General features: G+C 58.1%; 19 protein-coding genes and 1 pseudogene. 2 read left to right on the top strand and 18 right to left on the bottom strand.

The features are described from left to right. Positions 1–9: 9 nt before the first annotated feature. From hpaB to hpaG, 9 genes are all read right to left on the bottom strand, one after another. Complete coding sequence (hpaB, locus tag RHN82_RS06475; protein ID WP_310399025.1) at positions 10–1,572, bottom strand: 4-hydroxyphenylacetate 3-monooxygenase, oxygenase component; 1,563 nt, start codon at positions 1,570–1,572, stop codon at positions 10–12. A 177-nt stretch (positions 1,573–1,749) separates the two neighbouring features. Continuing rightward, complete coding sequence (hpaA, locus tag RHN82_RS06470; RefSeq protein WP_047052541.1) at positions 1,750–2,682, bottom strand: 4-hydroxyphenylacetate catabolism regulatory protein HpaA; 933 nt, start codon at positions 2,680–2,682, stop codon at positions 1,750–1,752. After that, entirely contained in the window at positions 2,654–3,997 is a 1,344-nt protein-coding gene (gene hpaX / locus RHN82_RS06465) for a 4-hydroxyphenylacetate permease (RefSeq protein WP_047052540.1), read from the bottom strand. The genes hpaA and hpaX overlap by 29 nt, the downstream gene beginning before the upstream one ends. 21 nt (positions 3,998–4,018) lie before the next feature. Next, positions 4,019–4,813: a 4-hydroxy-2-oxoheptanedioate aldolase gene (hpaI, locus tag RHN82_RS06460; RefSeq protein ID WP_047052539.1), complete on the bottom strand. Its 795-nt coding sequence runs from the start codon at positions 4,811–4,813 to the stop codon at positions 4,019–4,021. A gap of 9 nt (positions 4,814–4,822) precedes the next feature. Beyond that, positions 4,823–5,626 carry a 2-oxo-hept-4-ene-1,7-dioate hydratase gene (gene hpaH, locus RHN82_RS06455; RefSeq protein ID WP_015572593.1) on the bottom strand — a complete coding sequence of 268 codons (804 nt, stop codon included), beginning with the start codon at positions 5,624–5,626 and terminating at the stop codon, positions 4,823–4,825. 106 nt (positions 5,627–5,732) lie between these two features. After that, complete coding sequence (locus RHN82_RS06450; protein WP_047052538.1) at positions 5,733–6,113, bottom strand: 5-carboxymethyl-2-hydroxymuconate Delta-isomerase; 381 nt, start codon at positions 6,111–6,113, stop codon at positions 5,733–5,735. A 9-nt stretch (positions 6,114–6,122) separates the two neighbouring features. Continuing rightward, positions 6,123–6,974 carry a 3,4-dihydroxyphenylacetate 2,3-dioxygenase gene (gene hpaD / locus RHN82_RS06445; protein ID WP_047052537.1) on the bottom strand — a complete coding sequence of 284 codons (852 nt, stop codon included), beginning with the start codon at positions 6,972–6,974 and terminating at the stop codon, positions 6,123–6,125. Positions 6,975–6,976: 2 nt separating this feature from the next. Further along, positions 6,977–8,443, bottom strand: coding sequence for a 5-carboxymethyl-2-hydroxymuconate semialdehyde dehydrogenase (gene hpaE, locus RHN82_RS06440; RefSeq protein WP_047052536.1), 1,467 nt, complete (start codon positions 8,441–8,443; stop codon positions 6,977–6,979). Further along, on the bottom strand, positions 8,440–9,717 hold the full coding sequence (gene hpaG / locus RHN82_RS06435) for a 4-hydroxyphenylacetate degradation bifunctional isomerase/decarboxylase (protein ID WP_047052535.1): 1,278 nt from the start codon (positions 9,715–9,717) through the stop codon (positions 8,440–8,442). The genes hpaE and hpaG overlap by 4 nt, the downstream gene beginning before the upstream one ends. Before the next feature lie 268 nt (positions 9,718–9,985). On the opposite strand from hpaG, the gene hpaR reads away from it, so the two are divergent. Beyond that, the gene (gene hpaR, locus RHN82_RS06430) at positions 9,986–10,426 is read left to right on the top strand and encodes a homoprotocatechuate degradation operon regulator HpaR (RefSeq protein ID WP_003856591.1); all 441 of its coding nucleotides are present in this window, start codon (positions 9,986–9,988) and stop codon (positions 10,424–10,426) included. An 83-nt stretch (positions 10,427–10,509) separates the two neighbouring features. Beyond that, positions 10,510–12,174: a methyl-accepting chemotaxis protein gene (gene tsr, locus RHN82_RS06425; RefSeq protein WP_003856589.1), complete on the top strand. Its 1,665-nt coding sequence runs from the start codon at positions 10,510–10,512 to the stop codon at positions 12,172–12,174. A gap of 275 nt (positions 12,175–12,449) precedes the next feature. Here the strand turns inward: tsr and RHN82_RS06420 are convergent, their stop codons facing one another. The 9 genes and pseudogenes from RHN82_RS06420 to RHN82_RS06380 all read right to left on the bottom strand — a co-directional run bounded on the left by RHN82_RS06420 (position 12,450) and on the right by RHN82_RS06380 (position 19,741). Next, positions 12,450–12,959, bottom strand: a complete 510-nt coding sequence (locus RHN82_RS06420; RefSeq protein WP_047052534.1) for a GNAT family N-acetyltransferase — start codon at positions 12,957–12,959, stop codon at positions 12,450–12,452. Next, positions 12,959–15,250: a phosphatidylglycerol--membrane-oligosaccharide glycerophosphotransferase gene (gene opgB / locus RHN82_RS06415; protein WP_047052533.1), complete on the bottom strand. Its 2,292-nt coding sequence runs from the start codon at positions 15,248–15,250 to the stop codon at positions 12,959–12,961. The genes RHN82_RS06420 and opgB overlap by 1 nt, the downstream gene beginning before the upstream one ends. 271 nt (positions 15,251–15,521) lie before the next feature. Further along, positions 15,522–16,004, bottom strand: coding sequence for a DUF2501 domain-containing protein (locus RHN82_RS06410; protein ID WP_015572603.1), 483 nt, complete (start codon positions 16,002–16,004; stop codon positions 15,522–15,524). A gap of 84 nt (positions 16,005–16,088) precedes the next feature. Next, on the bottom strand, positions 16,089–16,826 hold the full coding sequence (dnaC, locus tag RHN82_RS06405; RefSeq protein ID WP_003856580.1) for a DNA replication protein DnaC: 738 nt from the start codon (positions 16,824–16,826) through the stop codon (positions 16,089–16,091). Then, positions 16,823–17,368: a primosomal protein DnaT gene (gene dnaT / locus RHN82_RS06400; protein ID WP_047052532.1), complete on the bottom strand. Its 546-nt coding sequence runs from the start codon at positions 17,366–17,368 to the stop codon at positions 16,823–16,825. The genes dnaC and dnaT overlap by 4 nt, the downstream gene beginning before the upstream one ends. A gap of 123 nt (positions 17,369–17,491) precedes the next feature. Beyond that, complete coding sequence (locus tag RHN82_RS06395) at positions 17,492–17,920, bottom strand: organic hydroperoxide resistance protein (protein WP_003856578.1); 429 nt, start codon at positions 17,918–17,920, stop codon at positions 17,492–17,494. Positions 17,921–18,004: 84 nt separating this feature from the next. Continuing rightward, positions 18,005–18,456 (bottom strand): annotated as a pseudogene (locus RHN82_RS06390) (MarR family winged helix-turn-helix transcriptional regulator). A 44-nt stretch (positions 18,457–18,500) separates the two neighbouring features. Continuing rightward, entirely contained in the window at positions 18,501–18,974 is a 474-nt protein-coding gene (locus RHN82_RS06385; protein WP_032103059.1) for a threonine/serine exporter, read from the bottom strand. Continuing rightward, positions 18,965–19,741, bottom strand: a complete 777-nt coding sequence (locus tag RHN82_RS06380) for a threonine/serine exporter ThrE family protein (RefSeq protein ID WP_017383842.1) — start codon at positions 19,739–19,741, stop codon at positions 18,965–18,967. The genes RHN82_RS06385 and RHN82_RS06380 overlap by 10 nt, the downstream gene beginning before the upstream one ends. Between the last annotated feature and the right edge of the window lie 251 nt (positions 19,742–19,992).

The following is a 19,992-nucleotide window of genomic DNA, read 5'->3' as shown; positions in this document are numbered from 1 at the left end:
CCCGCTGCGTTATTTCAGCAGCTTATCCAGCATGTTGATATCAGTGTTGTTGTGCAGGTGCGGTACGGTCCAGCCGTGCTGGTCGTACTCGGACATGCAGCGGTCAACCATCGCCATCATCTTGTCCATGTTGCCGGAGCTTTGCGCCTGACGCAGGCATTGCAGGCGGATCTCATCCTGGCTACCGGAGTAGTTGATTTCGTACAGCTCATGACGTCCGCCAAACTCGCTGCCGATGGCATCCCACATCAGTTTCAGAATCTTGATGCGTTCGACATGATCCATCCCGTTAGAGCCGCGCACGTACTTCGCCAGGTACTGGTCGATCTGCGGGTTGTTCAGGTCCCGCGCGCTGGACGGCAGGTAGATCAACCCGGAGGTCACGTTACGTTCGATGATGTTCTTGATCTTCGCATAGGCCATTGGCGCCATCACGCGGTAGGTCTGTAACGCCGCGTGGTCAGGCAGATACGCGCCGTTTACCCACGGCGTGGCTTCGGAGCACATGGAGTCGCTCAGCGCCCAGAACATGTTGCGCCACGCCACCACTTCGCCGAGATCCGCCTGCACGCCGCGGAACTCAAGGGTGCCGGTGCACTCCAGCGACTTCTTCAGCAGAGCGGTGATGAAGTCGAGCTTCACTGCCAGACGCACGCAGGCCTGAAGCGGGTACATGCGGGCGAAGCCACCTTCCATCGTCCAGCGACGGCAGCGGTCGAAATCGCGGTAGATCAGCACGTTTTCCCACGGGATCAGCACATCATCCATCACCAGAATGGCGTCGTTCTCGTCAAAGCGGCTGGAGAGCGGGTAGTCGTACGGAGAGCCGGTCGCCCCTGCCACCATCTCGTAAGAGGCGCGGGAGATCAGCTTCACCCCTTCGGCATCCATCGGCGCGACGAACATCAGCGCGAAGTCCGGGTTTTCGCCCATCACCTGCGCAGAACCAAAACCGATCATGTTGTAGTGGGTCAACGCCGAGTTGGTGGCCACCACTTTCGCGCCGCTGACGATGATCCCGGCGTCGGTCTCTTTCTCCAGCTTGATGTAAACGTCTTTCACCTCGTCCGCCGGTTTATGGCGATCGATCGGCGGGTTGACGATGGCGTGGTTAAAGTACAGGCCGGTTTCCTGAATACGGGTGTACCAGTTGCGGGCGTTCTGCTCGAACTGACCGTAGAAGGCAGGGTTAGCGCCGAGCGCGCAGCCGAACGCGGCTTTGTAGTCCGGCGTGCGCCCCATCCAGCCGTAGCTCAGGCGCGACCACTCGGCGATAGCGTCGCGCTGCTGGCGCAGATCGTCGGCGCTTTTCGCCACGCGGAAGAATTTATGGGTGTAGCCGCCGCTGCCGGTGTCGGTGCCCCAGCAGAGGGTATCCTGCATGTCTGGCTTGTGCAGGGCATCGTACATCTGGGCGATGGACGCCGCCGCATTGCGAAATGCCGGGTGGGTAGTGACGTCCTTAACGCGCTCGCCGTAGATATAAATCTCACGGCCATCTTGCAGGCTTTTTAAATACTCTTCACCGGTTAACGGACGTTTGGCATCAGCGCGGAAATCTTCAGGCTTCATAGGGACCTCGTATCGGAAGATGATTGTTAAATTTATGTTTTGTTTTTGTTGTTTAATTGAAGCTTGAGAGGGGCGGAACGTGAAGGGACGATTGGGACAACGGCAGGTACTTTTCGCGAGAGATCGCAGAGTGTGATTTCCCTCACCCTAACCCTCTCCCAAAGGGAGAGGGGACGGTTACTCCCTCTCCCTTTGGGAGAGGGCAGGGGTGAGGGGAACAGGCGATACCGGTACTTTCTGCGCCCGGTACGCGCTGGGTGAGCACCCCGTCAGTCGGTTAAAAAAACGGGCGAAATAGGCCGGATCTTTAAACCCCAGTTGCCAGGCAATTTCGCTCACGGTGCTGTCGGAAAACAGCAGCAAGCGTCTGGCTTCCCGCAGCTGGCGGTCGAAGATCAGCCGTTTCGGCGAGCGGTTGGCAAAGCGGCGGCAGATATCGGTCAGGCGGGATTCGGTGAGATGCAGTTCGCTGGCGTATTCCGGCACCGTCCAGTGCTCGTGGTAATGAGCATCTGTCAGCTGGTTAAAGCGCTGAAACAGCTTCAGCTCACCGCGCATGCCGCCTGACGCGTGGTCGTCGAGCTTCGCGTTGCGCAGCAGCAGGGTAAAAACGGCCTGGGCCAGCAGGGCCAGCGTATGCTCGCGACCGGGCAGTTGTTCCGTGGATTCCCGGGCAATCAGCTGCCAGTAGTGCTTCAGCGCCGCCAGTTCGTCCGGCTTGTCGGCAAGCGACAGGCAGATCCCCGGCAGGCCGAACGCTTCCCGCGTGCCGGGGTAGAGCACTTCTAACAGCGGCCAGATGAGATCCTCGCGCACCGTCAGTACGTGGCCGTCGCTGTCGGATTCGGTGATAAACGCGTGCGGCACCGACGGCGGCGTCAGCACAAACAGCGGCGCCTGCACCGAGTAACGGTGGTCGTCGAGCTGGAGCTCAATCTGCCCGGTGTCGAGAAAATGCATCTGAAAATACTGGTCGTGGCGGTGCGCCTGCATGTCGCGGCCAAAAAAGGCCGCCATGCGGGCAAACGACTGGTAGTGCACATCGTCGGTGCCCAGACTTTCGTCGTAATCCTTGCTGATATCAATGTTGGCGATGGGGCTCTGGCACATGATCGTTCCTCTGTTGATCCCGCTGCGTCATCGGAATGCGCGTCAGCACCAGCGCGCCCACCACCAGCAGACCCGCCACGAACCACAGCCCCGAGCTGAAGCTGCCGGTCGCGTCGCGCAGAATACCAATCAGCAATGGGCTGACGGCAGACCCGACGTTGCCGATGGCGTTGATCACCGCCAGCGCCACCGCGCGGGATTGCAGGCTAATAACCTGATCCGGCGTGGTCCAGAATATCGCCATGGCGGTAAACGATCCGGTTGAGGCCATGATGATGCCAAGCAGCTGGATCAGGCTGTGGTCGGTCGCCGAGGCCAGCATCCATCCCGCCGCGGCAAACAGATACGGCAGGATGGTGTGCTTTTTTCGCTCTTTCAGCCTGTCGGAGCGGCGGCTCCACCAGATCATCCCGAGGATGGTGCAAAACTGCGGGATCGCCGCCAGCAGGCCGATCACGATATTGCTGCTGCCGGTGTTGAAGCTTTGCAGGATCTGCGGCGTCCAGATGTTGATCGCGCTCAGCGTATTCGTCAGGCAGAAGTAGGCCAGCGTGTAGAGCAGCACGGCGGGCGTCAGCACCTCGCGCAGCGTCGAGCGCGGCGTGGCGGCGTGCGCAATGGCCAGCTCCTGCTCGCGGGCGATCATCGTTTTGAGTGCCTGCTTTTCGTCATCATCCAGCCAGGTGGCCTGATCCGGCGTGTCGTTAAGGTAGAACCAGGTCACCACGCCGAGCACCACCGACGGTAGCCCCTCCAGCAGGAACAGCCACTGCCAGCCCTTCAGGTTCCACAGCCCGTCCATCGCCAGAATGTATCCGGAGAGGATCGAACCGAGCATCATGGTCACCGGCATGGCGATCATAAACAGCGCGTTGGCGCGGGCGCGGTGATAGACCGGGAACCACCAGGTGAGATAGACCAGAATGCCCGGCAGGAAACCGGCTTCGGCGATGCCCACCAGCATGCGCAGGACGTAGAGCGTTTCGGGGCTGGTGGCGAACATGGTGCAGGTGGAGGCGATGCCCCACACCACCATGATCCCGGCGATCCAGCGGCGGGCGCCGACCTTCGCCAGCATGATGTTGCTGGGGATCCCGCACAGCACGTAGGTCACGTAAAACAGCGTCGCGGCCAGGCCAAACATGGTCGACGTGAGGCCCAGATCTTTGCCCATCGTCAGCCCGGCAAAGCCGATGTTGATGCGATCGAGAAACGAGAAAACAAACAGGATAAAAAGAAACACGATCAAACGACGGAACAGCTTATTAATAACGCGATGTTCAACAGCTTTATTATGCAGGGTTGAGGTCGTCATGTTGCGCTCCACATCGTACGTTTAGTAGACGGATTTATTGTTATCAACTGCTGTGGTGACGTCGGTAAAGCGGGCCGCCAGCGCTTCGGCGCTGCGGGCGAGCAGGGTGGTATCCACGCCGACCGCGACAAACAACGCGCCGAGGCTGAGATAGCGTTTTGCCAGCTGTTCATTCGCCATCAGGATGCCGGGCGCTTTGCCCGCGCTGAGGATCTGCGCGATCGCCTGTTCAATGGCGGCCTGCACCTCCGGGTGCTGCGGATTGCCAGCGAAGCCCATGTCGGCGCTCAGATCCGCCGGGCCGATAAACACGCCGTCCACCCCTTCCACGTCCAGGATCTGCGGCAGGTTTTTTAGCGCCTCGCGGGTTTCGATTTGCACCAGCACGCACATGGCGTCGTTAGCGTGATGCAGATACTCCGGGATGCGGTTCCAGCGCGACGCCCGCGCCAGCGCGCTGCCGACGCCGCGAATGCCCGCGGGCGGGTAACGCGTGGCGCTCACCGCCAGCCGCGCTTCGTCGGCGTTTTGCACCATCGGCACCAGCAGGGTTTGCGCCCCCACGTCCAGCAGCTGTTTGATCTGCACCGGATCGTTCCACGACGGGCGTACCACCGGCTGGCTGGGATAAGGGGCGATGGCCTGGAGCTGAGTCAGGACGGTCTGCACGCTGTTCGGCGCGTGCTCCCCGTCGATCAGCAGCCAGTCAAAACCGGCCCCGGCCAGTAGCTCAGCGCTGTAGCTGCTGGTCAGCCCCAGCCATAATCCGATTTGCGGACGGCCCGACTTCAGCGCGGTCTTAAATGCGTTTTCCATGGTGCACTCCTACACAAAGCGGCAGCTAATCGAGCCCATGTTGCCGTAGTCGACGTGGAAGGTGTCGCCTCTGCTGGCGGCAACCGGGCGGGTAAACGAGCCGCCGAGGATGATCTGGCCTGGCTCAAGCTGCACGTCGTATGGCGCGAGTTTGTTCGCCAGCCACGCCACGCCGTTCGCCGGGTGGTTAAGCACGCCTGCGGCGACCCCGGTCTCTTCGATCACACCGTTGCGGTAGAGCAGGGCGGAGATCCAGCGCAGATCCAGCTCGTCGGGTTTAATCGGGCGGCCGCCGAGGATCACGCCCGCGTTGGCGGCGTTATCGGAGATGGTGTCGAACACCTTGCGCGGGCGCTGGGTTTCCGGGTCAACGTTATGGCAGCGGGCGTCGATCAGCTCCAGAGCGGGGATGACGTAATCCGTGGCGTTGTAGACGTCGAAGATGGTGCAGTTCGGGCCGCGCAGCGGTTTTGCCAGCACGAAGGCCAGCTCCACTTCGATGCGCGGGACGATAAAGCGATCCACGGGAATATCGCTGCCGTCGTGGAAGAACATATCGTCCAGCAGCGCGCCGTAGTCCGGCTCGCTGATCTGCGAGCTGGCCTGCATCGCTTTGGAGGTAAGGCCGATCTTGTGGCCTTTCAGCACGCGGCCTTCGGCAATTTTCAGGCTCACCCATTCGCGCTGGACGGCGTAGGCGTCTTCAATGGTGATCTCCGGGTACTCCAGCGAGATCGCGCGGATCTGCTCCCGGGATTGTTCCGCCTGATGCAGACGGTGGGCGATCAGGGTATGGGTGTGTTTGTCGAGCATGGCGTATCCTTTGTGCGGCTGTTGCCGGGGGGCGCTTCGCTTACCCGGCCTACGTTCGAGCCGTTGTAGGCCCGGTAAGCGAAGCGCCACCGGGCGAAAAAGATGTCTACTTAAACAACGCGTGCACGTTGTTTTGTTTGTAGTTCAGCGTCGGATCGAGTTCTTCCATGGCGAAAGAGAGCGCCAGATAACGGCCCGCCATTAGCTCTGCGAAGTGCGTTTTGATCAGCGCAAACAGCATTTCACCGACCTCTTCCCGGCTCTCCAGGCTGCGCCCCGCGCCGATCTTCAGCGTCATATGCACAAAGGCGTAATCGTGCTTACCGTCGGCCATCTGCCAGGTGTCCAGCCAGTGGGCGCGGCTGCGGATGCCGCCGATGGGGAAGATGCCCGTGGCGGCGAGCGCCTCGTTCACTTTGGCGAACAGCCCCGGCAGGTCGGCCTGCTCGCGGATGTTGTCGGTACATTCAGCAATAAAATGCGGCATGGTGGCTCCTTACGCGGGCAGCGGGAAAACAGCGTTGACCTGGCCGGTGCCGGAGCTGGCGAACAGCTCGGTGAGAAACTCCACCTTACCGTCGTATTTGTCCCAGCCGAGCATCCCCAGCAGCATCACCGTGTCGTGCATGTTGCCCTCGCCGTAGCAGTAGTCGGCGTACTCCGGCAGCATGCTGCAAAACTCCTTGAACTGACCCTCGCGCCACAGCTTGACCACCCGCTCGTCCATCTGGCGGTCAAACTCGCGGGTGTAGCTGTTCATCCCTTCCTCCGCGCGCTGGTCGTCGATAAAGCGGTGCGACAGCGAGCCGCTGGCGAGCACCGCCACGGTGCCGTCGTATTGTTCGATGGCGCTGACGATGGCCTCGCCCAGCCTGCGGCTGTCGGCGAAGTCGTGAACCGTGCAGAACGCCGAGATGGAGATCACCTTGAAGTGCTTATCCGCGTTCATGTAGCGCATCGGCACCAGCGTGCCGTACTCCAGCTTCAGGCTCGGGATGTTGTGCGCCTTGGCGCGCACGCCAAGCTTCACCGCTTCGTCGGCGATCAGCTGGCCGAGTTCCGGGTTGCCGTCGTAGTCGTAGGTCATGTCGCGAATAAAATGCGGCAGCTCGTTGCTGGTGTAGACGCCCGAAAAATGGTCCGCGCAGTTGATGTGATACGCGCTGTTCACCAGCCAGTGGGTGTCGAAGACGATAATGGTGTCCACGCCCAGCTCGCGGCAGCGCTTGCTGATCTCTTTATGCCCGTCGATGGCCGACTGGCGGCAGCCGTGGTTTTTTCCCGGCAGTTCGGAGAGGTACATCGACGGTACGTGGGTGATTTTTGCCGCTAACGCTAATTTACCCATGATCAGATCCCCCACTTTGGAATCGGATGGTCGCCCATGGAGATGCAGACGTTCTTCATCTCCGCGAAGACCTCGAAGCTGTACTCGCCGCCCTCACGTCCGGTGCCGGAGGCCTTCACGCCGCCAAACGGCTGGCGCAGGTCGCGCACGTTCTGGGTGTTAACGAACACCATGCCCGCTTCGATGTTGCGCGCCAGACGCAGCACTTTGCTGACGTCCTGGGTCCAGATGTACGATGCCAGACCATACTCCACGTCGTTGGCCAGGCGCAGCCCTTCCGCTTCATCCTTAAACGGCAGCAGGCAGGCCACCGGCCCGAAGATCTCTTCCTGCGCCACGCGCATGCGGTTATCGACATCCGCCAGCACGGTCGGGCGCAGGAAGTTGCCGCCTTTCAGGTGCGCAGGCAGATCGGTCGGTTTGTCCGGGCCGCCCGCCAGAAGGGTTGCTCCCTCTTCAATGCCGAGGCGGATATAGCCGGAGACTTTTTCCCAGTGCTGCTGGCTGATGAGCGCACCAATCTGGGTGTTCGGATCGGTCGGGTCGCCCACGCGCAGGCGGTTGGCGCGCTCGGCAAAGCGTTTGACGAACTCCGGATAAATGCTCTGCTGGATAAAGATGCGCGAGCCGGCGGTGCAGCGTTCGCCGTTAATGGAGAAGATGGTGAACAGGGCGGCGTCCAGCGCGCGCTCAATGTCGGCATCTTCAAAAATCAGCACCGGCGATTTGCCGCCCAGCTCCATCGAGTATTTCTTCAGCCCGGCGTTTTTCATGATGTTGCGCCCGGTGGCGGTGCCGCCGGTGAAGGAGACGGCACGCACGTCATGATGACGCACCAGCGCGTCGCCCGCCGTGGCGCCATAGCCCTGCACCACGTTGAGCACGCCCGCCGGAATGCCCGCTTCGAGGGCCAGCTCGCCCAGACGGTCGGCGGTCAGCGGGGAGAGTTCAGACATCTTCAGCACCGCGGTATTCCCTAAGGCCAGGCACGGCGCGACCTTCCAGGTGGCGGTCATAAACGGCACGTTCCACGGCGACACCAGCGCGCAAACGCCTACCGGCTGCACGAGGGTGTAGTTGAGCATCTTGTCGTCGACCGGGTAGGTTTTGCCGTTCATCTGCTGGCACACCTCGGCGAAGAACTCGAAGTTGTGCGAGGCGCGCGGAATGAGCACGTTTTTGGTCTGGTGGATCGGCAGGCCGGTGTCGGCGGTTTCCATCGCGGCAATGTCCGGCACGTTCTGGTCAATCAGCTCCCCCAGGCGACGCATCAGGCGCGCGCGCTCCTTCATCGGCAGGTTGGCCCATTTCGGGAAGGCCTCTCTGGCGGCGGCAACGGCCTGATGGATTTCAGCTTCACCGCCGGAGGCGACTTCTGCCAGCACTTCGCCGGAGGCCGGGTTAGTGGTGTGGAAGTACTCACTTCCGGCGACGTTTTTCCCGTTGATCCAGTGGTTAATCTTTTTCATTTTGCAGTCTCCTCACTGACAATTCGGTTTACCAGGCGGCCTACGCCTTCCACTTCCACCACCACCTCATCGCCCGGTACCACGTCGGACAACCCCTTCGGCGTGCCGGTGGCAATCATGTCGCCCGGTTGCAGGGTCATAAAATCGCTCAGATACGCAATCAGGAATGGGATGCTGAAGATCAGGTCTGCCGTGGTGCCTTCCTGACGCAGTTCACCGTTGACGTAGGTGCGAAGACGAAGGTTGTGCGGGTCAGGGATGGCTTCTTTTGGCACCACGTTCGGGCTGATGGGGGTCAGCCCGTCGCGGCTTTTCACCCGCAGGTTCGGGCGATAGTAGTTTTCGAGATAATCGCGGATGGCGTAGTCGTTGCACACCGTATAGCCCGCAACATAGTCCATCGCCTCGGCTTCGCTGACCTTGCGCGCGGTTTTGCCGATGACCACCACCAGCTCAGCTTCGTAATGCATGTATTCAATGTTGTCTGGACGCACCGAGGTCTGGTTATCGCCGTTGAAGGTGTTTGGCGCTTTGATAAACACCAGCGGTTCGGTGGGGGGCTTGAAGTCCAGCTCGCTGGCGTGGTCGGCGTAGTTCAGGCCGAGGGCGAACAGCGTGGCGTGCGGCGGCGTGCGCGAAGCGATGGCAACGTCGCGTTCCTCCACCACCGGGTTACCCAGCGGCGGAAATCCTTCTGCCAGAATGCGTACCCGATCGCCCGGGCGAATTGCGACGCGGCTTTGCGGAGTACCGAGCAATATCGCATCGCCGGGGTTCAGGGTGGCAAATTCGCTCAGGGCGCTCAGCAGTTCGGCGGCGTTGCGGTGCAGATCGGCCGTGTTCCAGTGGTCCGCTTCGCGTCCGTTGATCTCGGTGATGATGGTCAGGTTGTCCACGTTATCAACGGCGACAGGTTCGCCGAGCGGGCAAAATCCATCCCGGCATTTGGCTTTAATCGCCGGGCGATAGAAGCTCTCTTCCGGCAGGCTGATTTCGTTGGCCAGCGCGTAGCCAGCGATGTACGCCGCCGCCTCTTCAACGCGTACTTTGCTGGCGGTTTTGCCCACCACCAGCGCCACCGTTGCGCCGCTTAACACGGTTTCTCCCTGCGGGAAGGGAATCGGCTCGCCTGCGCGAATAACGGTGTTATGTGGCTTGATAAACCACACCGCCGTTTTTGGCGGCGCGTTATAGGGGGCTTTTTCAAACGCTTCAGCCCAGACTGAACGCTGGCTCTGGTGGTTTAGCGCTACGGCAAAAACAGTACCTTTCATTCCCATACTCCTCAAACCGACTGTCCGGTTTTGATTTCATTAATATGTTAATGATCTGGTTTTATGCTTTTGCTGTTCGTTTCGCAATCAGAAGTGAATAATTTGTGATACGAATAACAATAAATTTACATCAACAGGTGAATTATCATTTAAATCAAGTTGTTAAAAAAATGATGTTGTTTCTGTTAGACTTTTTGGGTTACAACGTGTTGTCTATAAAAGCATCTGTTTTGAATTGTTTACTTGTTAATGATGTAAGGGGAAGATGATGCATGACTCATTAACCATCGCGCTGTTGCAGGCGCGTGAAGCGGCGATGGGCTACTTCCGCCCGATAGTGAAGCGGCATAATCTGACCGAGCAGCAGTGGCGTATCGTCCGCGTGCTGGCCGAGCATCCCTCCATGGATTTTCACGATCTGGCGTTCCGCACCTGCATTTTGCGCCCAAGCCTGACCGGCATTCTGACGCGGATGGAGCGCGACGGTCTGGTGCTGCGCTTAAAGCCGGTGAACGACCAGCGCAAGCTGTACGTGTCGCTGACGAAAGAAGGCAACGCGCTGTACCAGCGTGCTCAGGCTCAGGTGGAAGAGGCGTACCAGCAGATTGAGGCGGAATATACCCCGGAGAAGATGACGCAGCTCACGGCGCTGCTGGAAGAGTTTATTGAACTCGGAAACCGACATATTGCCGCGCGGGACGAAGAGTAAAAACCCTAAATTCCAGGATGATTTTCGTAAAGTTTTCCCTTTCCAGGCCGAAAATTCTGTATCTGTCTGAGGAAAGAGAAAACATGTTAAATCGTATCAAGATTGTCACCAGCTTACTGCTGGTTTTAGCGATATTTGGCCTTTTACAACTCACATCCGGTGGTCTTTTCTTCAATGCCCTGAAGCATGACAAAGAGAATTTCACCATTCTGCAAACCATTCGCCAGCAACAATCCACCCTGAACGGTAGCTGGGTGGCGCTGCTGCAAACCCGTAACACCCTGAACCGCGCGGGTATCCGCTATATGATGGATCAGAACAATATCGGCAGCGGCTCAACCGTCGCCGAGCTGATGCAGATTGCCTCTGCGTCTCTGAAACAGGCGGAAAAAAACTGGGCGGATTACGAAGCGCTGCCGCGCGACCCGCGTCAGAGCGACGCTGCGGCACTGGAAATCAAACGTAATTACGATATCTACCATGGCGCGCTGGCTGAGCTGATCCAGCTGCTGGGGGCGGGCAAGATCAACGAGTTCTTCGACCAGCCGACCCAGAGCTATCAGGATGGCTTTGAGAAGCAGTACGTCACCTACCTGCAACAGAACGACGCGCTGTATCAGACCGCGGTTGAAGACAGCAACAGTTCTTACCGCCAGGCTATCTGGGTGCTGATTAGCGTGCTGGCTGCGGTGCTGGTGGTGATTGTTGCCGTCTGGCTGGGCATTCGTCAGGCGCTGATTTCGCCGCTGAACCGTCTGATTGACAGCATTCGACATATCGCCAGCGGCGACCTGGTGAAGCGCATCGACGTGGAAGGCTCCAACGAGATGGGGGAACTGGCTGACTCCCTGCGCCACATGCAGGGCGAGCTGGTGCGTACCGTGGGTGACGTGCGTAACGGCGCAAACGCCATTTACAGCGGTGCGAGCGAAATCTCGATGGGCAATAACGATCTCTCATCCCGTACCGAACAGCAGGCTGCCTCTCTGGAAGAGACCGCCGCCAGCATGGAACAGCTGACTGCCACCGTGAAGCAGAACGCCGAGAACGCCCGTCAGGCGAGCAACCTGGCCCTGAGCGCATCCGAAACCGCGCAGAAAGGCGGGAAGGTGGTGGATAACGTGGTGCAGACCATGCGCGACATCGCCGGCAGTTCGCAGAAAATCGCCGACATTATAAGCGTGATCGACGGGATTGCCTTCCAGACCAATATTCTGGCGCTGAACGCGGCGGTAGAAGCGGCGCGTGCGGGCGAGCAGGGCCGTGGTTTTGCGGTGGTTGCAGGTGAAGTCCGAAACCTGGCGCAGCGCAGCGCCCAGGCGGCTCGCGAGATCAAGAGCCTGATTGAAGACTCCGTGGGGCGCGTGGAAATTGGTTCAACGCTTGTTGAAAGCGCGGGTGAAACCATGGGCGAGATCGTGAATGCGGTAACGCGCGTGACGGATATCATGGGCGAAATCGCGTCTGCGTCTGACGAGCAGAGCCGCGGTATCGACCAGGTTGGGCTCGCGGTGGCTGAGATGGATCGCGTGACCCAGCAGAACGCCTCGCTGGTGGAAGAGTCTGCGGCGGCGGCGGCGGCACTGGAAGAGCAGGCGAGCCGTCTGACGCAGGCCGTTGCGGTGTTCCGTATTCAGCAGGAACAGATGAAGGCGCGCGAGTTCGCCTCGGCGAAAAGCGTTGCCGCACCGGTAGTGGCGCGTAAACCGGCGACCGCAGACGCGGGCGATAACTGGGAAACGTTCTGACGCTGTGCGTTTTGCCGGGTGGCGGCTACGCCTGACCCGGCCTACGGATTGTGCGTTTTGCCGGGTGGCGGCTGCGCCTGACCTGGCCTGAGGGATGTGCGTTGCGCCGGGTGGCGGCTTCGCCTTACCCGGCCTACGGGAGGTGCGTTTTGCCGGGTGGCGGCTGCGCCTGACCCGGCCTACGGATTGTGGGTTTTGTCGGGGGCGGCTGCGTCTGACCCGGCCTGCGGAATTGGGTTTTGTAGGCCCGGTAAGCGCAGCGCCACCGGGCGATTTTACAGAGGCAGGCGCATGGCGCAGCGGGAACCATACGCTAAACCGTGCGCCGCCTCTTCCTCGCGTTTCTGGCGCAGTTCCGGCGTCAGCGTCGTCATCATTTCAAACCCTAATCGCCTGTAGAAGGGCGCATTCCACGGGACATCACGAAACGTCGTTAACGTCAGCGAGTTCAGCCCCAGACTGCGGGCATGCGCGGCGGCACGGGCGATTAACTGGCGTCCAAGACCTCGTCCCTGCCAGTCCAGGTGAACCGACAGTTCCACAATAAACAGCGACGATGGATGAGCTTCGGCGAGAATAAAGCCCACGGGCCTGTCGTCAGCCAGCGCCAGCCAGCTTAATCCGCGTCCGGCGTAACTGAGGTGTTCTTCAACGGAAATAACCTCATTGTCTGCCAGCCAGGCCAGCTCAGGAACGTCGCGAAACCGCTGCCCCGCCGCACGTTCGATGGCGGGCAGGGCAGAGACATCGTCGATGCGCGTCGGGCGAAGGGTGAACGCCGTCATCAGCCAGCGCTGCTCACAATTTTAATCTCCACCATGCCGATCCCCAGCTTGCGCGGAGAGTGACCGAGAATATTCCCTTCGTTAGTGGACTGCGGATCGGGCGGCACAATGACCAGCGTATTGCTGCGCGTTGGGTTATCGAAGTGCAGCGTGCTGGTGGTGACGTCATTGCTCAGCGTCAGCGTCTGTTCTTTATCACCGACGCGCACCGGTATAGGACGGTTTGCGTTGGGACCAAATGCTCTGGCGGTGATCACCAGATCGAATTTCTCCGGCAGCGGATGGGTATACTCAATTTTCACCTCATCGCCCAACTGCGCGTTAGACCAGCGCCCCCAGGATTCCGGCCGTGAAATACCGCTGAACTGCTTCACCTCTTCCGGCGCGCCGGCAACATTAAAGATGAAGCTGTCTGCTTTATAACGAATGTCGTTGTCGACGATTTTCAGCAGGTCTACGTTGCGCTGATAGCGTGCGGTATCAATAACCGTATCTTTAAACGCGGTTTTTCCCTGCCACTGCGGTTTGTCAACGTGTTGCACGGTCTGCTCGCCGCCGAGTTGCCCCTGAGAGACGCACCAGTCGGTGGACAGCGACAGCTGTTGCGACCAGAGCTGGCCCATTTTGTAGCATTTGTCGACCCAGACGAAATTATCGCGCGGGGCAAATTCCGCCAGCTGGAAGCGCAGTGGCGCGGAGTATTCGCTTTCCGGCAGCGGCTCGACGCGGTTATCCGACACGCGCAGCAGCAGCGGCAGACGGAAATGGCTGCCGGAGAACGCGATCATTTTTTTATCCTGATCGATGGTGAAGTCTTTTATCTCTTTCGGGAAGTTCCACAGACGAATGATATCCGGTTTCCAGGCGAGGATTTTTTCCTTCATGTTGAGGAAGATTTCCGACAGGGACTGGCCCGAAAGCGTACTGCGGCCCAGGCCAATGAAGTTATCGCCACCCAGAATATCCAGCACGGTAGCGCCGTTATCCATCGAGTTACGTTTAGCGGCAACGATCTCCTGCTGCGGTTTATCGCCGCGCAGCACAAAGAACAGGTTGCTGCGATCCAGCTTATTCAGCTCATCCCAGGCGCTGTTTTTCATCGCCAGATGGTCAGATGAGACGACGATGACCGTATTTTTGAAATACGGCGACGCTTTGATTTTCTCGATTAACGCCGCGATATGCTCCTGGCTACAGGTCACGGCGCTGAACGACTTGTTGTTTTTACCGTCAATGTCGTAGCCCTGACGTTTACAGGTGCGTGAGACGAAACCATCCGGATGATGCGTGTCGACGGTCAACGCAAACAGCGAGAAGCGTTTACCGGCGCGGGAATGTTCCTCGAATTTCTTCCAGGTTTCATCCAGAACGGTATCGTCGTAAAAGCCCCAGTCGTTGCGGTAGGACGGATCGGCCACCGTGGTTTTCAGCTCTTCGGAACCATACAGGTGATCGAAACCGTGGGATTTCAGGAACACATCTTTCCCGGCAAAGCGCAGGTTAGCGCCCTGCATAAAGTAGTTTTCATAGCCCGAGTTTTTCAGGATATCGCCGAGGCAAATGTTCTGCGGGAAGAAGCTCGACATTGAGGCGGAGGCGTTGCCTTCAAACGGGGCGAACAGCGGAATGCCGCACTGGGAGGCCACCATCCCGGCGATGGTGTAATCCGTGCCGGGCAGCTGCATGGTGTGGCTGAAGTCGAGGCCCTGGTTTTTCAGCGCGCCAAGCTCTGGCGTCAGGTTCGGGAAAGCATCGTTATCAAAATAGGTGCGTTCCAGACTTTCGCCGTAGATATAGACCAGGTTGAGTCTGGGATTGTCGATCTTCTTCGAGGGTTCTTTGTAATAGGCCGCAAAATCCGGATCGCCATCGCGCGACTGGGATTTTACCAGCTCGGTAATTTGATGGAAGGCCGGGCTGGCATCCACGGAGGCCAGCGCTAGGCACAGCGCCAGCAGGCTGTAGCCATGATGATGCGGACGGTGACGGCGACGGCGCAGAACCCAGGCCAGCGCGGCGAAGATACCCACAAGGGCGACCACCAGCCCCAGACCCGGAAGGATGTACTTACCCACACCAGCGCCGGTCAGGCTGTTGGTCAACGTGTAGAGCACCGCGTCGTTAATACCGTCGCCGGTAAAGTAATCGCTGGCATATAACGTAATGTTTAAAACAATAAAAATGCCGAGCACCACCAGGGTGGCCACAAACCACCAGGTGTGACGACCGGCTTTCCAGGCATAAACGCCGATGGAAGCCAGGAAAAGGACAAGGGACATTAACTCTGACAACAGCAGATCCTCATCATGCCGGACGCTTAGCCGGCTAATTGCTTATTTTTTGGGTAATACAATGTAATTGCGATGTCGCTTAGCTGCAATTTTAGTGTCACGAAAGTGTGCTGTTGTTAGGATTTGGTTTATAAAATCGGATTTTTGAATACAGTCGCATCGTGGCATACGGAGGCTGAGGTGGTGGCAGGGGATAAAAAAACGCACTTCACGCCGCGGTGTAAGACTAACGTAATAAACCCGGCGTGTTGTGGCAGAAAATGGGAGGCGATCAGGAGAGGAAATTAACGCCTTGTTTCAGCACCAGATCGCAGGCTTTCGTTTTCACCTGTTTCGCCAGAGATGAATTTCCAAGGGTGCTGAGGTTCAGCTGCTGGCCATTTTGCGCGTTCAGCAGACCCTGAATACCGTCCATATAGTTGGTGTCCGCTTTCTGCTCCTGGGTGTCCAGACCCAGTTTACCCAGCACCTGGTTTTTGATGTTTTCGGTATCGGTGACGGAAGCCAGTTTCTGCTTCGCGCAGTATTCCAGAATGCCCGCCGCGTTGTTCATCGTGCCGGCGCTCAGGCTTTGAGAGCTGTTACTCAGCAGGCCGGTGAGGGACGAGGCCGACAGCCCGCCCTGGGAAGTGCCGCTCTCTTTGGTTAACTCACTTGCTGCGCTGGAGAGCGACTCCTGCCATGATGCGGCCTGCGCTGCGCCAGTCACCAGCAGGGCGCCAGTAAGGATGCTGATAAGGAACTGTTTTTTCATAATGATTTACTCAACAAGGTCCGTTTTGGGCCAGAAGTGGGTTCAGTATATACCTCTGCTCTTCCGGCGCTCCCTGGAAATATCTTAATACTCTTTGCCGGTGACGCGGCTGCGGTAGCTGTCCCAGTCGAAGATGACGTACAGGCTGTTACCCAGCTTCATGCGATCCATCACCCGCTCGCCAAGAAGTCGGGTCATCTCGTCGATATTGTGGTTCGTCAGCATACCGGTTGGGCGTTTTGACGACGAACGGCGATCGACAATCTGGTTGATGATCACTTTTTCGTAGCGGGACTCCGTCTGGACGCCGATCTCGTCGATGACCAACAAATCCACGTTACTTAAATCATTCAACAGCTGTTCTTCGCTGGTTTCGCGGTTGCTGAAGGTGTCCTTCATGGCGGACATAATATCGGCCACGGTGATAATCAGCACTGACTTCCCGCGCAGCAGCAGCTCGTTGCAGATAGCGGCCGCAAGGTGATTTTTCCCCGTGCCGGGTTTTCCGCTAAAGATGAAGCTGGCGATGTTGCCGTCAAATTCATCCACGTACTGGCGCGCCTGGTTGAGGGCGTTCATCTGCCCCTGTGACTCGACCTTATAATTCTCGAAGGAGCAGTTCTGGTGCAGAGGGCGAATGCCCGAGCGGTTAAAGGTGCGCTGCATTTTCATCGCGCGGTTTTCGCGGGCGAGGGCAGCGGCGCGAATTTTACCTTGCTCTTTTTGCCATGCCAGCAGCTCTTCACCGGTGGTGAAGGCGGGTTTCACGTTGGCGGGCATCATCTTCTGCAAACGTTTCATCAGGTCGCCGACGTTTTTCATTTCGCACCTCGGAATCCATCAGGGATTTTTTTGTCCGGTTCTGAAAAGGCATTGATATCACGCTTTGGCTGGCCGTTGTTGCTGGCGCGGTTAATTTGCAGACTGCGCGCGAACTTTTGCTGCCACTGAACATGGTGGAAGATTTTTCCTTCAGCCTGCCAGTAAGCGGTAAAGGCCGCCAGCTCTTCTGGCGTCGCAGGCTGCGAGAGGGCTATTCCCCATAAGGCCGCCTGCCGCTGAAAATCGGCGTCCGGCTGCCAACCGGCGTACATGGGAAATTTCCCCATTGGAACAGCCACCGGAGTGCTGGTGGGTTCGTCAAAAAACTGATTATCCAGCATGACATCGCTCGCCGGGCGCGACAGCTTCGCTTCAATGTCCAGAAGCTGCGCCAGACGTTCAGGCGTGACCGCATAAAACGCCGGGGCGTTGTCGGCAAATACCGCGAGCGTGCCGCCTTCGGCGTGCGTCAACACACCGCGAGGATCGCGCATAAAGGCATCAATGCCAGCAATGCTGGTGGTCAGGATTCTGGAGGACATAACACTTTCTCAACTGATTACTACGGGCGTGATTGAGGGTTATGGTAGCACAGAGAGAGGAGAGGTAAGGAGAGGATTTCCCCGGTGGCGTTACGCTTACCGGGGCTAAAATCACAGGGGCTGTTACGCGATGATGTTCAGCGTCACGTCGATATTGCCGCGCGTCGCGTTAGAGTACGGACAGACGATATGCGCCGCATCCACCAGTTTTTTGGCTTCCGCTGCGTCCATCCCTTCAACGTGGATGTTCAGCTTCGCTTCGATACCAAAACCGGTTGGCAGCGGGCCAATCCCCACTTCGCCTTCAATAAAGGCGTCTTTTGGCAGAGCGAATTTGTCGCGTGCCGCCACGAACTTCATTGCGCCCAGGAAGCAGGCGGAGTAGCCCGCAGCGAACAGCTGTTCAGGGTTGGTTACTTCACCCCCCATGCCGCCCATCTCTTTTGGCACACCCAGTTTGACATCCAGAACGCCATCGGAAGACGTTGCGCGGCCATCACGGCCTCCGGTTGCTTTGGCTTTGGCAGTGTAGACAACTTTTTCTAAAGACATGGCAGGTTCCTCATCTTACGTTTATGTGTGCTATTAAATAGCGCACGATGTATTAAGTTAAAATCAGACGCGTAAAGTATAGCCTTACGCGCGATGCAGCTGTTGGCGCAAAAGTTCGAGCTGGTGCTTGAGCGCCAGCATGGTGTCGGTATCACACTGCGCTGCGCAACCCACGGCGTGGGGTATCGTCACGGCCTGCAGTTGCAGCGCCCGGCCCGCGTCGCTCAGGGTGACGGCGACCTGACGCTCATCCTGACGGGAGCGCTGGCGGAAGATCAATCCTGCGCTTTCCAGGCGTTTCAGCAGGGGTGTCAGCGTGGCGGAATCAGGAACAGCCGCTCGCCAATGTCTGACACCGTAATATCATCCTGCTCCCACAGCACCAGCATTACCAGGTATTGCGGGTAGGTCAGGTTAAGCGGCGCCAGCAGTTGCCGGTACAGCTTGTTAAGCGCCAGATTTGCCGAATAGAGGGCAAAACAGAGCTGGTTATCCAGCAGAAGCGCGTTGGTGGTGTCGTTCATTTTTGCGTCCATGAAATGAATATAGATAGTACGCGATACAATTGCAAGCGATTTTATTATACGCGTGGACGTTTGCGGTAAAGCCATAATCCGGGGATCGACAGGCCGATGGAGAGCGCGCCCACAATCGACGAGGCTTTAAGGAAGTTGCTCAGAAGCAGGATCATCTGCGGTTCGCTGTAGCCAAAGTGGCTGATTTTGACGGCGGAGATCATCGCCGTATAGGCTGAAATGCCCGGGAACATAGGAATGACTGCCGCCACGGTGAACACCTTCGGGTGCGCCAGATACCAGCGGGACCACTGAATACCGATACTGCCGACCAGCATGGAGGCGATAAACGTCGACCATTCGATATTAAAGCCTGCGGTCATCATGATCATACGTGAGCCGTGGCCAATGGCACCCAGCAGCGCACACCAGGGTAATGCACGCTGTGGGACGTTAAACACCATTGCAAAGCCAACGGCAGGAAGGGCTGCCAGGAGCATGTCCTGCGCCAGTGCGAGCAGAAAATCCATCACGCCCATCCGCGTAACCCCCAGAGTGTCATGGCCATTACCACTCCGATACAGGTCGCCAGCGTCAGCAGGCTGGCTATCGCCCAGCGCGCCAGACCGGTGTTGATGTGGCCTTTGAACATATCAGCAACGGCATTGATTAAGGGAAAACCCGGCACCAGCAGCAATACGCTGGCGGCCATCGCAACAGTAGGCGTGCTGGCGAAGTAAGGCTGGCGCAAAAGAAGGCCGGATACGGTTGTCGCCACGAACGCCGTGATGCAGAAGTTAATTTGCGGATGCAGTTGCCTGTGCGTCAACAGCTGGCGGACATACATCGCGATGCTGCTGGCAAAGAAGGTCACGACAGCGCCGTCCCAGCCGCCCGCGTTGAGTTTGCAGAAGCAGGCGCAGGAGAGTCCCACCATCAGCACAACCAGCCAGCGTGGATACCGGAGAGGTTTGATCTGGTTGAAGCGTTTCTCTATCTCCCGCAGATCGAGCAGCTTGTGTTCGGCAAGGATCACGATGTGCTGCACTTCCGTCACGACGTGCATGTTAATGCCGCGGTCATGATTTTTACGGGTAGAGGTCAGGCACTGTCCGTCTTTAATGGTGGTCAGTACAATGGCATTTGACGAGATGGAGCTCTCGACGCTGTCCATCCCCAGCGCCAGCCCAAGGCGTGTGGAAAGTTCTTCGACGAGGGCGCTTTCTGCCCCGTGTTGTAAGAGAAAAAGCCCGCACTGAATACATAGCCGCGTGGTAGCACGTTGCGTAGACCGATCTGCCTGCATGAAACGCCCTGAAGAGAAGAGAGATTGCTTACTTTTAACACAAAGGGCAGGGCCCTTTGCGCTGGGCCAGATCAACATTTGTGCGATCAGTTGCGTGTCCGGCATGGCGAAGCGGCCGTATCTTTATTTATTTAATGAATATGTAACGGGAATTTATAAAAACAATATATTAAGTATTTCTAATTTCATATTTTCGATCTTTTCACGCAATCAGAATTAAATTCTTGTAGTCTTTATGCGATATTAAGACT

It is taken from the genome of Enterobacter cloacae complex sp. EB5 (genome assembly GCF_031432835.1).
GTDB lineage: Bacteria > Pseudomonadota > Gammaproteobacteria > Enterobacterales > Enterobacteriaceae > Enterobacter > Enterobacter hormaechei_C.
Note: the sequence above shows the minus strand (reverse complement) of the source record. Positions and strands in the feature narration are given on the sequence as shown.